Origin of the sequence: Clostridium sp. OM05-6BH (assembly GCF_003481635.1) — a bacterium.
Classification (GTDB): Bacteria; Bacillota; Clostridia; order Lachnospirales; family Lachnospiraceae; genus Butyribacter.
The window spans coordinates 271691-286279 of the sequence record NZ_QULH01000002.1 but is presented as its reverse complement, the minus strand read 5'-3'; the positions used below and the strand labels follow the sequence as shown (position 1 = coordinate 286279).

15 protein-coding genes are annotated in these 14589 nt (G+C 40.5%); 13 read left to right on the top strand and 2 right to left on the bottom strand.

What is annotated here, in order from left to right; translation table 11 throughout:
• Window positions 1-149 precede the first annotated feature (149 nt).
• The 12 genes from purM (at window position 150) to DXB73_RS03760 (ending at window position 11875) form a co-directional block, all read left to right on the top strand.
• A complete protein-coding gene (gene purM, locus DXB73_RS03810) occupies window positions 150-1181 on the top strand; it encodes a phosphoribosylformylglycinamidine cyclo-ligase (protein WP_118690201.1) in 1032 nt (343 codons plus the stop codon).
• Window positions 1182-1207: 26 nt separating this feature from the next.
• Complete coding sequence (purN, locus tag DXB73_RS03805; RefSeq protein WP_022025383.1) at window positions 1208-1834, top strand: phosphoribosylglycinamide formyltransferase; 627 nt, start codon at window positions 1208-1210, stop codon at window positions 1832-1834.
• A gap of 58 nt (window positions 1835-1892) precedes the next feature.
• On the top strand, window positions 1893-3164 hold the full coding sequence (purD, locus tag DXB73_RS03800) for a phosphoribosylamine--glycine ligase (protein WP_022025384.1): 1272 nt from the start codon (window positions 1893-1895) through the stop codon (window positions 3162-3164).
• A gap of 15 nt (window positions 3165-3179) precedes the next feature.
• Window positions 3180-4421 carry a serine hydroxymethyltransferase gene (gene glyA / locus DXB73_RS03795; protein ID WP_118690200.1) on the top strand — a complete coding sequence of 414 codons (1242 nt, stop codon included), beginning with the start codon at window positions 3180-3182 and terminating at the stop codon, window positions 4419-4421.
• Window positions 4422-4462: 41 nt separating this feature from the next.
• Window positions 4463-5893 carry an SHOCT domain-containing protein gene (locus DXB73_RS03790; RefSeq protein ID WP_118690199.1) on the top strand — a complete coding sequence of 477 codons (1431 nt, stop codon included), beginning with the start codon at window positions 4463-4465 and terminating at the stop codon, window positions 5891-5893.
• 46 nt (window positions 5894-5939) lie between these two features.
• On the top strand, window positions 5940-6071 hold the full coding sequence (locus tag DXB73_RS15060; protein WP_022026174.1) for a hypothetical protein: 132 nt from the start codon (window positions 5940-5942) through the stop codon (window positions 6069-6071).
• A 26-nt stretch (window positions 6072-6097) separates the two neighbouring features.
• Complete coding sequence (locus DXB73_RS03785; protein ID WP_118690198.1) at window positions 6098-8122, top strand: DNA topoisomerase; 2025 nt, start codon at window positions 6098-6100, stop codon at window positions 8120-8122.
• 10 nt (window positions 8123-8132) lie between these two features.
• Window positions 8133-8804, top strand: coding sequence for a hypothetical protein (locus DXB73_RS03780; protein WP_022026172.1), 672 nt, complete (start codon window positions 8133-8135; stop codon window positions 8802-8804).
• 163 nt (window positions 8805-8967) lie between these two features.
• A complete protein-coding gene (locus DXB73_RS03775) occupies window positions 8968-9675 on the top strand; it encodes an iron-sulfur cluster assembly scaffold protein (protein WP_118690197.1) in 708 nt (235 codons plus the stop codon).
• 21 nt (window positions 9676-9696) lie between these two features.
• A complete protein-coding gene (locus DXB73_RS03770; RefSeq protein WP_022026170.1) occupies window positions 9697-10707 on the top strand; it encodes a GGGtGRT protein in 1011 nt (336 codons plus the stop codon).
• A gap of 109 nt (window positions 10708-10816) precedes the next feature.
• Window positions 10817-11347 carry a DUF3877 family protein gene (locus DXB73_RS03765; protein WP_118690196.1) on the top strand — a complete coding sequence of 177 codons (531 nt, stop codon included), beginning with the start codon at window positions 10817-10819 and terminating at the stop codon, window positions 11345-11347.
• A 216-nt stretch (window positions 11348-11563) separates the two neighbouring features.
• A complete protein-coding gene (locus DXB73_RS03760; protein WP_118690195.1) occupies window positions 11564-11875 on the top strand; it encodes a LysM peptidoglycan-binding domain-containing protein in 312 nt (103 codons plus the stop codon).
• Here DXB73_RS03760 and DXB73_RS03755 read toward each other — a convergent pair.
• Both DXB73_RS03755 and DXB73_RS03750 read right to left on the bottom strand, forming a co-directional pair.
• Window positions 11872-12627, bottom strand: a complete 756-nt coding sequence (locus tag DXB73_RS03755; RefSeq protein ID WP_118690194.1) for a hypothetical protein — start codon at window positions 12625-12627, stop codon at window positions 11872-11874. The genes DXB73_RS03760 and DXB73_RS03755 overlap by 4 nt on opposite strands.
• Window positions 12628-12655: 28 nt before the next feature.
• Window positions 12656-13783, bottom strand: a complete 1128-nt coding sequence (locus DXB73_RS03750) for an acyltransferase (RefSeq protein WP_182448191.1) — start codon at window positions 13781-13783, stop codon at window positions 12656-12658.
• A gap of 401 nt (window positions 13784-14184) precedes the next feature.
• On the opposite strand from DXB73_RS03750, the gene DXB73_RS03745 reads away from it, so the two are divergent.
• Window positions 14185-14583, top strand: a complete 399-nt coding sequence (locus DXB73_RS03745; protein ID WP_022026165.1) for a BlaI/MecI/CopY family transcriptional regulator — start codon at window positions 14185-14187, stop codon at window positions 14581-14583.
• Window positions 14584-14589: the final 6 nt, after the last annotated feature.

Sequence of the window (14589 nt, the reverse complement as noted above, 5' to 3'; positions counted from 1 at the left end):
AAACAGTAGGAATTGTGCTACAATAAAGTAGATTTGCTATGTTTATGCAATACATTTGTTGTAGTGCGTTGCCTGCGATGAATTGCATTATGGGATATTTCCCGATTTATATAATACTATTACGATTGCAACGCAGAAATGAGGAAAACATGGATTACAAGAATGCGGGAGTAGACATTGAAGCCGGATATAAAGCGGTAGAACTGATGAAAGAGCATATTGCCGGAACGATGCGCAGTGAAGTGCTTACTGATATCGGTGGATTTTCAGGAGCATTTTCTATGGAGGCGTTCAAGACAATGGAACAGCCTACTTTAGTATCCGGAACAGATGGCGTTGGCACCAAATTGAAAGTGGCATTTGAAATGGATCGCCATGATACCGTTGGTATTGATTGTGTCGCAATGTGTGTTAATGACATCGCCTGTGCAGGTGGTGAACCGTTATTCTTCCTTGATTATATTGCCTGTGGCAAGAATGAACCGGAAAAGATTGCTTCCATCGTATCCGGTGTGGCAAACGGCTGCAAACAGTCCGGTGCAGCTTTGATCGGTGGTGAGACTGCAGAAATGCCTGGATTTTATCCGGTAGATGAGTATGATCTTGCCGGTTTTGCGGTTGGTGTTGTTGACCGCAAAAATATGATCACAGGTAAAACAATTGCAAAAGGTGATGTGCTGGTTGGAATTGCTTCTTCCGGTATTCACAGCAATGGATATTCTTTGGTTCGCAAAGTGTTCGAAATGAAAAAAGAAAGCTTGAATAAAACATACGAGTCTCTTGGCGGAAAATCACTTGGTGAAACATTATTAACACCTACTGTGATTTATGTGAAGGCACTGCGCACGATCAAAGAGGGTGGCGTAACGATCAAAGGCTGCAGCCATATTACAGGCGGTGGTTTTTATGAGAATATTCCGCGTATGCTTCCTGAAAATGCACATGCAAATATCAAAGTGGGAAGTTACGAGATCCCACCGATCTTTGACATGTTGGCAAAAGAAGGCAACATTTCCAAAGAGATGATGTATAACACTTATAATATGGGTATCGGTATGCTTCTTGCAGTAGATGCTGCTGATGCAGACAAGACAGTAGCTTTAGCAGAGCAGGCTGGAGAAAAAGCATATATTATAGGCGAGATCGCAGAGGGTGAAAAGGGAATTTCTCTTTTGTCCTAATAATACATATTGAAACGAGGATTAGTATGCAGAAAATTGCAGTATGTGTATCCGGTGGTGGAACGAACCTGCAGGCAATCATAGATGCCGTCCATTCCGGTAAAATTCACAACACACAAATTGCTGTTGTGATCAGTAATAAAGCGGATGCTTATGCACTGGAGCGTGCAAATAATGCAGGTATCCCGGCGTTATGTATTTCCCCAAAGGAATACGAAAACCGGAGTGCTTTTGGCGAAGCAATGGTTGATGCTCTACACAAATATAATATTGATCTTGTTGTGCTGGCAGGTTATCTGGTGATCGTTCCATCCGAAATGATCGCAGCCTACCCAAATAAGATCATTAACATTCATCCATCCTTGATTCCGGCTCATTGCGGGATGGGGTATTATGGATTGAAAGTGCACGAAAGTGTTTTGGCATGTGGCAATAAGATAACTGGTGCCACAGTGCATTTTGTAGACGAAAAGGCAGATCATGGTCCTATTATTTTACAAAAAGCTGTTGAAGTAAAAAATGGAGATACTCCGGAAATTCTACAGCGACGTGTGATGGAACAAGCTGAATGGAACATTCTTCCGGAAGCAATTGATCTGATTGGCGCAGGAAAAGTTTCCGTACAGAATGGTATAGCTGTTGTAAGCCGTTAGTATCATTTCCACGGAATAAATAAACGCATCGCAGGATATGCAGAAATGAGGAAACAAGATGAAAGTATTAATTGTAGGAAGCGGCGGAAGAGAGCATGCAATTGCCTGGAGTGTCTCCCAGAGCAAACGTGTCGATAAAATTTACTGTGCACCTGGTAATGGTGGAATCGCAGAAATTGCAGAATGCGTAAATATTACTGCTATGGAATTTGATAAACTTGCTGCATTCGCCAAAGAAAATGAGATCGATCTGACGATCATCGGCATGGATGATCCTTTGGTTGGTGGCATTGTCGATGTATTTGAAGCGCAGGGACTTCGCGTATTTGGTCCACGTAAAAATGCTGCGATCATCGAAGGCTCTAAAAGTTTTTCAAAGGATCTCATGAAAAAATACAACATTCCAACCTGCCATTATGAAACATTTCATTCTCCGGAGGAAGCGTTGATCTATTTAGAAAATGTAACTTTTCCGGTTGTGTTGAAAGCAGATGGTCTGGCACTTGGAAAAGGTGTATTGATCTGTCAAAATCTGCAGGAAGCAGAGGCAGGTGTTACCTCATTAATGTTAGATAAACAATTTGGAGATGCCGGCAACACTATCGTCATAGAAGACTTTATGGTTGGTAGAGAAGCTTCTGTACTTTGCTTCTGTGATGGTACACATATCAAACCGATGACCAGTGCACAAGATCACAAACGTGCCAAAGACGGAGATCAGGGATTAAACACCGGAGGAATGGGAACATTTTCACCGAGTCCGTTTTATACACCGGAGATTCAGAAGTTCTGTGAAGAACAAATATATCAGCCAACAATGGATGCTATGAAAGCAGAAGGAAGAGATTTCGTAGGAATACTTTTTGTTGGTCTTATGATGACACAGGACGGTCCAAAAGTATTGGAATACAATGCAAGATTTGGCGATCCGGAGGCACAGGTTGTTCTGCCTCGCATGAAAAACGATATTATCGATGTTATGGAGGCTTGTATTGACGGGAAGTTAGACCAGGTGGATCTTCAATTTGAAGATAATGCGGCTGTCTGTGTTGTATTAGCTTCTGATGGCTATCCGGAACATTATGAAAAAGGGAAAAAGATTACATTTCTGAAAGATTTTGCTTCGGAAGACGGTTATTATGCATTCCATGCCGGAACAAAATTGACGGAAGACGGTTTAGTAACCAATGGTGGAAGAGTATTGGGCATTACTGCCAAAGGTGCTACATTAAAGGAAGCGCGTAAAAATGCATATAAGGCAACCGAATGGGTTACTTTTGATAATAAATATATGCGTAACGATATTGGAAAAGCAATTGATGAAATATAAAAAGGAGGATAATATATGTACTCATTTGAAGAAGTAGAACGTTTTGATCCGGAAGTTGCAGCAGCAATGGACAAGGAGACAAATCGTCAGCGTGATAACATTGAATTGATCGCTTCTGAAAATTTAGTAAGTAAAGCGGTTATGGCAGCCATGGGCAGCACATTGACTAACAAATATGCGGAAGGTTACCCTGGCAAACGCTATTATGGTGGATGCGAATACGTTGATATTGTTGAGGATCTTGCAAGAAATCGTGCTATGAAGTTATTTGATTGTACATATGCCAATGTACAGCCGCATTCCGGTGCACAGGCAAATATGACAGTATTTTTTGCTTTGCTGCAGCCGGGAGATACCTATATGGGCATGAATCTTGATCACGGCGGACACTTGACACATGGAAGTCCGGTCAATATGTCCGGTAAATATTTCCATTGTGTACCTTATGGTGTAAATGACGATGGTTTCATTGATTATGATGAAGTAGAAAGTATTGCTAAGAAATGCAACCCAAAAATGATCATTGCCGGTGCAAGTGCATACGCTCGTAAAATTGACTTCAAGCGTTTTCGCGAAATCGCAGATTCTGTGGGAGCTTATTTGATGGTTGATATGGCTCATATCGCCGGCTTAGTAGCAGCAGGTGTTCACGAGAGCCCAATTCCATATGCTCATGTTACCACGACGACAACCCACAAAACATTACGTGGACCTCGTGGTGGAATGATTCTTTCCAGCGAAGAATTTGCGAAAGAGATCAATTTTAACAAAGCGTTATTCCCGGGTATTCAGGGTGGTCCTTTGATGCATGTGATCGCAGCAAAGGCTGTCTGCTTCAAAGAAGCGTTACAGCCGGAATTCAAAGAGTACGGTAAAAATATTATTAAAAATGCACAGGCACTTTGTAAGGGGTTACAAAACCGCGGCATTAAGATTGTTTCCGGCGGAACAGATAACCATTTGATGCTTGTTGATCTTGCAGATAAAAATCTAACAGGTAAAGACGTAGAAAAATGGTTGGATGCAGCACATATCACATGTAATAAAAATACAATTCCTAATGATCCACAGTCACCTTTTGTAACGAGTGGTATCCGTTTGGGAACAGCCGCAGTGACAACAAGAGGTTTTAACGAAGCTGATCTTGATATGGTTGCTGATGCGATTGCAATGATCATTGCAGATCCGGAAGGCAATAAGGCAAAAGCAACGGAAATCGTAAAAGGTTTGACAGACCGTTATCCGTTGTACGAATAAACGAGAAGGAAACAAAGGTATGAAAGAAATGAGGTGTACGTATGAGTGACAAACAAGGAAATGTGCCACAGTTTAGCGATTATGAAAAAGAATTGCTTTTAGATGGAGGATGGCAGTGTTCATTTTGTGAACGTGTCAACGCCAATTATGTTGGTTCTTGCGCATGTGGACACAACAAAAAAGACAGCGATTTAAATCGTCTTGGTTTATATGAAGAATATGTAGAAAAAACCGGCCAGAAATTAGAGACTCCGGCAGCACAGATGGCTTCTGCAGAAGAGGCTAAAGAGGATGCTGCGTCAGTAGAGACTACTGTTTCACAGCCGGCTCAGCCTGAGCCGGAAGCTCCAAAGCCTGTCAAAAATAAATATATTTATGAAGATACAGAGCTTGGAGAATACGAGCAGGATTTAATTGACGATGGAGGATGGCAGTGTGGATTTTGCCGCCGTATCAACGCATATTATATTACCTCATGTGCCTGTGGTCACAACAAAGACGATAGTGATCTCAAGCATCTTGGTAAATATGTGGATCCGGAGGACGAATATTATGAGGATGACGAGTACTATGAGGAAGAGGATGAAGTTGCAGCAACAGAAACTCCAGCTTCACAGCCGGTAACTCCACAGGCAGTGCCTACGCAGGCTACAGTTTCTCAGGCCGCACATACAGCTACACCAGTTCAGTCTGGTGCACAACCGCAGGCTAGACCGGTACAGCCACAAGCTCAGGCAGTCCAGCCGCAGGCTTCGGTTCAACCTCAAGTTCAGGCTCAACCTGTTCAGCCACAGGCTTCGGTTCAACCTCAAGTTCAGGCTCAACCTGTTCAACGGCAGGCTTCGGTTCAGCCACAAGTGCAGGCACAACCTGTTCAACAGCGAGCATCAGTACAGCAGGCTCAGCCTCAGGTTCAAGCCACTTCTGCAACACCGGTTCAGCCTGCCAAAGTACAGCAGGCAGCTACACTGGTTCAACCTAAAATTCAGGCTCAGCCAATAGCAAAACCAGAGTCGCCATTTATTGATTATGATGATGAAGAACCAGTTGCGGCTACAGCACAGACTCCGGTTCAATCTCAGGTTCAGGCTCAACCTGTTCAACAGCAGGCTCCGGTTCAACCGGCACAGCCACAAGTGCAGGCACAACCTGTTCAGCCGACACCGGCTCAACCTGTTCAGCAGCAAAATCCGGTGCAAACACAACCGGCTCAACCAGCTGTTGATAACTCAGCGCAGAATGCAGCAACTCTTAAGTCAAACATCGAAGATCAGATTTTAGAAGATCTAAAGAAAAACAACTACTCCGATGTTGCTATTGTGCGTGCTAACCGCAAATATAAAGAACTTGTGAAAAAGGGCATTATGACACAAGATGAGTTTAATACGAAAATGCATGAATTATTACCAACAGAAGAAGAACCGGAAGAGGAAGCTGCTTCTGATGCGGAAAACGCAGAAAGCAATGAATAATATAATATATTACATATTTATTGCTTAAGATTGGAGAGAATCAACCATGAACATTGAGATTAATGTTACAAAAATTGTTAAATATGTTTGCGTAACCGGAGCAGTTATTGTTGCGATCATATTTGGACAAAAAACATATGCAGAGTATATTCATGCGAAAAATAGGGAGGAACAGTAAACGTTTTGTTTCTGTAACAACAGCATATGAGTAAAAAATTATTTATCGCTGAGAAACCAAGTGTCGCAAAGGAATTTGCTAAGACACTTGGCGTCTCGGGCAATGCAGGACAGGGTTATATGGAGTCACAGGATTACATTGTTACTTGGTGTGTTGGGCACCTGGTTACAATGAGTTATCCGGATGCTTATGATAAAGCATTAAAAAAGTGGACTCTACAAACCCTGCCTTTTTTGCCGGAAAAATTTCTATACGAACTTATTCCAGATGTAAAAAAACAATTCAATATTGTGGCTGGTCTTTTAAATCGCGAAGATGTATCTACCATTTATGTATGCACTGATTCCGGGCGCGAAGGGGAATATATCTACCGCTTAGTAGATCAGATGGCACATGTTCCGGATACCAAGGACAAACGCAGAGTATGGATTGATTCCCAAACGGAAGAGGAGATCAAGCGCGGCATTACCGAAGCAAAACCACTTTCTGAATATGATAATCTTTCCGCTTCCGCCTATCTAAGAGCCAAAGAAGATTATTTGATGGGCATAAACTTTTCGCGCGTATTATCACTGAAATATGGACGTCCCGTAATGGATTACCTTAACACCGGTAAGTGGTCTGCCATTTCAGTCGGTCGTGTCATGACTTGTGTTCTTGGAATGGTAGTTCGAAGGGAACGTGAGATTAGAGAGTTTGTAAAGACACCATTTTATCGTATTTTGATGAAATGTAATCTGGAAGGGAAACAATTTGAAGGTGAATGGCGTGCGGTTGAAGGCAGCCAGTTTTACCAATCACCGAAACTTTATAAGGAAAATGGGTTCAAAAACCGCGAAGATGCCGAACAGCTTTGCAAAACCTTAACCTATGATCCTTTGCAGGTGATCATTCAAAAAGTAGAACGCAAAAAAGAACGTAAAAATCCACCCTTGCTCTTTAATTTAGCGGAATTACAAAACACATGTTCCAAATTATTTAAGATCAGTCCGGATGAAACACTAAAAATTGTACAAGAGTTATATGAACGTAAGCTTGTTACATATCCCCGTACGGATGCACGTGTACTTTCTACTGCTGTAGCCAAAGAGATTTACAAAAATATCGGTGGTTTACAAAATTATTCCCTGATTGCTCCCTATGCTACAAAGATCATGGAGCAAAAAGCCTATGCCGGGATTGCCAAAAGCCGTTATGTAAACGATAAGCAGATTACGGACCATTATGCGATCATTCCAACCGGACAGGGGTTAAATGCACTTGGCAACTTAAGTGTGACAAGTCAACGAGTATACGAAGTGATCGTCCGTCGATTTCTCTGTATCTTTTATCCGCCTGCAGAATATCTAAAGATCGGGGTAACTGCAAAACGTGATACAGAAACATTTTTTGCAAATTTTAAGATTTTAGTCAAACAAGGTTATTTGGAACTTGCGACTGCATCTTTTGCTAAGAAAAATATGTCCACTAACGCATCTGTTTCCAAAAACAGTGAGAATTCTATGGAAACTGTCACTTTTGACGAGAATCTGATCACGTCAATCCAAAATCTAAAAAAAGGAATGGCACTTCCGGTGGAAGAATTCTTTATTAAAGAAGGAGAAACATCTCCACCAAAGCGCTATAACTCAGGTTCGATCATTTTGGCTATGGAAAATGCAGGACAACTGATTGAAGAAGAGGAACTGCGAGCACAGATAAAGGGAAGTGGAATCGGCACCAGTGCCACACGTGCCGAGATCTTGAGTAAACTAGTCAAGATCAAATATCTGAAATTAAATAAAAAAACACAGATCATCACACCGGAATTACTCGGTGAAATGGTATATGACGTTGTTGATGGTTCCATACGTTCTTTGCTAAATCCCGAACTGACTGCAAGTTGGGAATTAGGCTTGACACAAGTTGCTGAAGGACAGATCACAGAGGAACAATACATGGCCAAATTAAACGGCTTTATTACCCGTCGTGTTCAATATGTCAAACAAACTGCTAATCAAACGGCTCTTCGTCAACAATTTGACAAAGCAGCTGTATATTATAAGAAATGAGGTGTTTCATATGTATGATTCAATGAAAAACAAAAATTTATTTAATATGGAGGAGACGATAGCAAAAGATATCTTTGAAGACTGCGATTATCCGTGGGAAGTGCTTCCAAAGATCGAAGCTTTTATTTTGGAACTGGGTAAAACTCTTTCGGAAGATGAGTATGACTGCATTGATGGCAATATCTGGATCGCTAAGTCCGCAACAATCGCACCAACTGCATCGATCACAGGACCATGCATCATTGGTAAAAATACGGAAGTAAGACAATGTGCATTTATCCGCGGCAAAGCAATTGTCGGCGAAAACTGCGTTGTTGGTAATTCTACCGAATTAAAAAATGTCATTTTGTTTAATAATGTCCAGGTTCCACACTATAATTATGTCGGTGATTCAATTTTGGGATTTAAATCGCATATGGGTGCCGGCTCCATCACTTCTAATGTAAAATCAGACAAAACCAAAGTTACGATCAATTATCAGGGCGAAAAACTTAATACCGGACTGAAAAAAATGGGTGCAATTCTTGGAAATTATGTAGAAGTAGGATGTAACAGTGTTCTTAATCCGGGAACAGTGATCGGAAGCAATACTAATGTTTACCCATTGTCCAGTGTTCGTGGTTTTATTCCAAGGGGCTGTATTTTTAAGAAACAATCAAATATCGTACAGAAAGACATATAATGCGAATATAGTCGTTGTCATTTATTTCTAACCATCTTTTTCGTCAGATTTTTTAAGAAATATTGGCGAAAAGTGTAGACTAATTGATAAATTTGTGCGAAAATGGTCATAGAACTGTGGAAATATTTCTGCAGAGAAAAAGCAAATCGAAAGGAGCATAAACATGATTTATTCACAGGAAGTAGAAAACATGTGCCCAGTTGCTCAGGGTGTGCATCACGGTGCAGCGCCAATCCCAGAGGAAGCAAAATGGGTTCAGGCAAAGGAAGTAAAAGATATCTCTGGTTTTACACATGGTGTAGGCTGGTGTGCACCACAGCAGGGTGCTTGTAAGATGTCTCTTAACGTTAAAGAGGGTATCATTCAAGAAGCATTAGTAGAGACAATCGGCTGCTCAGGTATGACACATTCTGCTGCTATGGCAACAGAGATCCTTCCGGGTCTGACGGTTATGGAGGCACTGAATACTGACCTTGTATGCGATGCAATTAATACAGCAATGAGAGAGCTCTTCTTACAGATCGTTTATGGTCGTTCACAGAGTGCATTCTCTGAGGATGGACTTGCTATTGGTGCTGGTTTGGAAGACCTTGGTAAAGGACTTCGTTCTCAGGTTGGTACAATGTACGGAACCTTAAAGAAAGGTCCTCGTTACTTAGAGATGGCTGAGGGTTATGTAACCGCTATCGCTTTGGATGAAGAGGATTTGATCATTGGTTATAAGTTTGTAAACCTTGGTAAAATGACTGACTTCATCAAGAAGGGTGATGATCCTAATACAGCTTGGGAGAAAGCTGCCGGACAGTACGGTCGTGTTGACGACGCAGTGAAACTCATCGATCCAAGAACAGATGAAGAAATCGCAAAATAATATAAAGGAGGCAAACATAACATGGCATTATTTGAATCATATGAAAGAAGAATTGACCAGATCAACGCTGTATTAAACAGTTATGGAATTTCTTCTCTTGAAGAAGCAGAAAAAATCACAAAAGATGCTGGACTTGATGTATATAACCAGATCAAGGGCATCCAGCCAATTTGTTTTGAGAATGCATGCTGGGCATACATTGTAGGTGCAGCAATTGCAATTAAGAAAAACTGCCGTCGCGCAGCAGACGCTGCAGCAGCAATCGGTGAGGGACTCCAGTCTTTCTGTATCCCTGGTTCTGTTGCTGATACTCGTAAGGTAGGTTTAGGACATGGTAACCTTGGTAAAATGCTCCTTGAGGAAGAGACAAAATGTTTCGCATTCTTAGCCGGACATGAGTCTTTTGCAGCTGCCGAAGGTGCTATCGGTATCGCAGAAAAGGCAAACAAAGTACGTAAAGAGCCTCTTCGCGTTATCTTAAATGGTCTTGGTAAAGATGCTGCTCAGATCATCTCTCGTATCAATGGTTTTACATTCGTTGAAACTGAGTTTGATCCATACACAAATGAAGTAAAAGAAGTATTCCGCAAATCTTATTCTGAGGGTCTTCGTGCTAAAGTAAACTGCTACGGTGCAAACTCTGTACCAGAGGGTGTTGCTATCATGCACAAAGAGGGTGTTGACGTATCTATCACAGGTAACTCAACCAACCCAACTCGTTTCCAGCATCCGGTAGCTGGTACTTACAAGAAAGAATGCTTAGAGCAGGGTAAGAAATATTTCTCCGTTGCTTCCGGTGGTGGTACAGGTCGTACACTTCATCCAGATAATATGGCAGCAGGTCCTGCTTCCTATGGTATGACAGATACATTAGGACGTATGCATAGCGATGCTCAGTTTGCCGGTTCTTCATCCGTTCCTGCTCACGTTGAGATGATGGGACTGATCGGTGCTGGTAACAACCCTATGGTTGGTATGACAGTTGCTGTAGCTGTTTCTGTACAGGAAGCTGCTGACGCTGGCAAGTTCTAATCTTGTAATTGTTCAATAATAATGTACAATAATAGAAGAGCAGATCAGACAATCGTTGTTTGGTCTGCTTTGCTTTTGGCAAGATAGACAGAAAGGTATGGTGTTTCGAATGAATTATACAAAATTAACGAACAACTTAATTGACCTGGTAAAAGAAGAACAGGCAAAACTCGGCTATCGAAAAGAAGCCATCCGTTTATATTACCCTTTAAGCAGCTTGCAGCATATATTAGGCACAACAGACTCTGCAGAACAATTAATAGAAAAATTGCAAAAAGAAGCAAATTTTGCCAAAGATTCACTAGGTACTTTGGATATATCCTGTCAAAACGAACGATTCTGCATTGGTATACCTGTCGATGGATCCGAATGGGTACACGATCATATGCAACCGGCAGAATTTATCGTATCTCTTGTTGATCTTGTCAGTCGTCACGGATGTACAATGGAAGATATCTTTGCATTATTTCGTGCACAGGAACAACCTGTTGAAATTAAGCAAATCAAAAGCGGAGAATTTGACTATCGCATCCGTTTTCTAGAAGGCGACGATCCTTATTATTATTGTTTTAAGGACGAGGAGATCCATATTATATATCATCGTTTTCTACCGGAAGACTATGAGGATTTCAACTTTTAAGACCAGATTTCTAAACATGGAAATTCATAGTTTTTGACATCGCTATCTAAAAAACGAACATATTTTTCGATATAATTCGAAAATATGTTCGTTTTTTGTTGACAAACATTTGTTCGTATAGTATATTATATACAGAACAAGCGTTCTGTATATACAAAACCTTTATTACTGACATTTACCAGATTGCATCGTAGCGATGCAGAAACGAGGTGTACTATGAGAACATACAATGGAAAAAGAATCCTTATCACATTAACTTTGGCTTGTCTGCTTGTATTTGGACTAGTGCGAGTATGTAATTCTTCTGAGAGTACCGCACAAGCCTCTGTGGATCAATCAAAAATCAGTTATGTCTCTGTATTGATTCATTCTTCTGATACATTGTCAAGCATTGCCAACGAATATTATTGCGATGCGTTTGGCTCTGTTCAGGATTATGCCAAAGTCATTCAAGAATATAACAGTTTAGACAGCGATCTGATCTACGCCGGAAACCATCTTATGGTTCCTGTATATCAAGCCAATTAATCCAAAGAAGATTGTATCATCTGCATAATGAAACGAGCATATTTTTTCTCGCCGTGCGGATTAAGATGTACTCCGTCCTGATAAAACCAATCCGGATGTTTTTCTCCTTCTTTGGACCAATAAATGCGCTGTACATTTTTATTGGCTGCAACAACCCGTTGGATCGTATTATTGACATCTTTTTGAATGTCTAAATGTTTTCCATAAGTATCGATCCAATAAATTGTTCGATCCTTGCCTAAATAATCAATCAATTTTTGACCGCTCTTTGAATTGAAGTTGCTATTGGTTCCCAATGCAATAATGACAATATCCCCTAATTTGTGTTTCTTGTCTAATTGCTTTGCAACATCCAAAGCCTGTACCACTTGTCTGGAAATTTTCGCATCCACAACTGCATTTTCACACTGTTGTTGAAACGCTACAGATGCTCCTAAAAAGACAGAATCTCCAATCACGGTAACAAAATGTTTCTTTATGGTGATATCTTTGCCTGTATCTGCCGGCATATTATTTGCCGGAACCGTAGTATGTAATGCAGATGTTGACTGCGATGGAAGAGTAGATGTACCATCAACTTTTTTCCCCTTCTCCTCATTTATAAGTTGCTGTTTTTTACGAAGATCCGCTTCTAATTTTCTGGTATCGGAAGCCGGAGCTTTTATAATTCCATAAGATGCAACCAGTATACATAAAAGCAACCCCAAAGCCTTTATGTTTATATTTCGTGATGTTCTTCCTGTGTATTTCATTTTTCCTCCAATCTACTTAATGATATTTCTATAATAAAACTAAAATTGGATAATGCCATAAGTACAAGTAAAAGCTGTATTTTCCAACCACCGCCAGACAATTTGCGCAAAAACTATTCGTGACTGCTTTTTTATGATTCTCAATAAAGTTGATCAATAACATATACCACACACTGATCACAAACATCCCACCTTGATATAACAACGGATCTGTCCCATAAACAAAGTGGAAGAGAACCACGATCGTGCACAACGTGATCACACTACAAATCCGACGCCAGAATGCCGGAAATTGTACACGCCAAAAGGAATAGTTCTGTCGCAGGGCGCCAAGCAGTATTCCCAAGAGCACATTAAATGCCATGGTATCCGTACCATAATATACACGCGATGGGTCCTGCCCCGGGACATACCGTAAAATCATCGCAAACACCGATAACAATGCAAGTCCCCCAAAACACACACCTGCAATCCCTCTCCTCTGATCATTCCGTTTTGCATTTTGGTAAACCTCTTTGCCCAGCTTCCTGTACTTTGCGTTACCAACGATATCTCCCTTATATTTACGCTTACTCAATCTGCAGTAACCCCAGAATAACAGTGGCCATATCAAATAAAACTGCATTTCAACCGACAAATACCATAAATGTGTAAATGGCGAACTTGCTGTGTGTTTTTCAAAATAAGATGCATTTTGTGCAATCTGCCACCAATTGTTATATCCCAAAAATATACTCGCTACCTGTTGACGGATTCCGATCATCTGTGGACTGTTACGTATTGTCATATATGCACATACACACATTACCATTACAAAACATGGGAACATAATTTTTTTTATTCTATTTTGGTAATAATCGCATATATGAAAGGAACCGCTACGCCACTTTTGTAGGGTAGTAGTAAACATCAAATAACCTGATAACACAAAGAACAACGGTACTCCCAAAAAACCACCCGGAACATAGCTCGGAAAGGCATGATATAAAACAATCCCCAGAATCGCAATCCCCTTTAATGCATCCAATGGAATACGTGTCTTATCCCACTCCCGTGTCTTATCCTGCTGAAATAAAGATAGGTTATTTTGTTGTAAAGCCATTTGATTTTGCAATGTCTTTCGATTTTGTAATACCATTTGGTTTTGTAATACCATAACGAACCCCCTTTTCTGCTCATAAACCAACAACCAATTTGTCATAGTGCAAGTATTTACTTACGTTCTCAACTATGATCTTGCTGTGGTCAAACATGAATTTTACTTTGTAAACCATACTATACACGATGTGATTTACAATGTCAACCACTTTTTTTCACTGCGCTCAAACTATCCATGTGATTTCTTATTTTGTTAACTCTCTAATGAATACATACCTGAAAGATTGTCTGAGATGTCTCGTTTTAGCAAAGCATCATCCATTTTGGGACGGGACGCTTTCGGAATCCTTTATACATTGTTATGCATAATAATTTTGGTTGACAACATAAACTAAGTAGTCTAAAATAATAGACATTAACTATAATGTTCATTATAGGAAAGAAAGGTTTGGTTATAGCGTGAACGATAAAATTAAAGTAACAAATAGCGAATGGTATGTCATGAACTGTCTTTGGACAGCCGAACAATCATTGCCTTTAATGCAGATAGTTCCTTTGTTAAAGCAAAGTAATGGTTGGAGCAAAAGTACCAGTGCAACAATGGTTCGTCGTATGAGTGAAAAAGGACTTATCGGATATAACGAGCAAGGTAAAACAAAATATTTTTTCCCAAAGGTAAACAAAGAAGATGTTGTTGTTCAAGAAACCAAAGATTTCTTACAGCGTATTTATGATGGAAGTGTAGGAACAATGATGAGTGCACTTGTACGCCAAAACGATCTGTCTTTGGATGACATTCACGAATTACAACAGATTCTGAAAGACGCAGAATCAAAAGCGAAAAAAAGTAAGGAGTAACTGAAA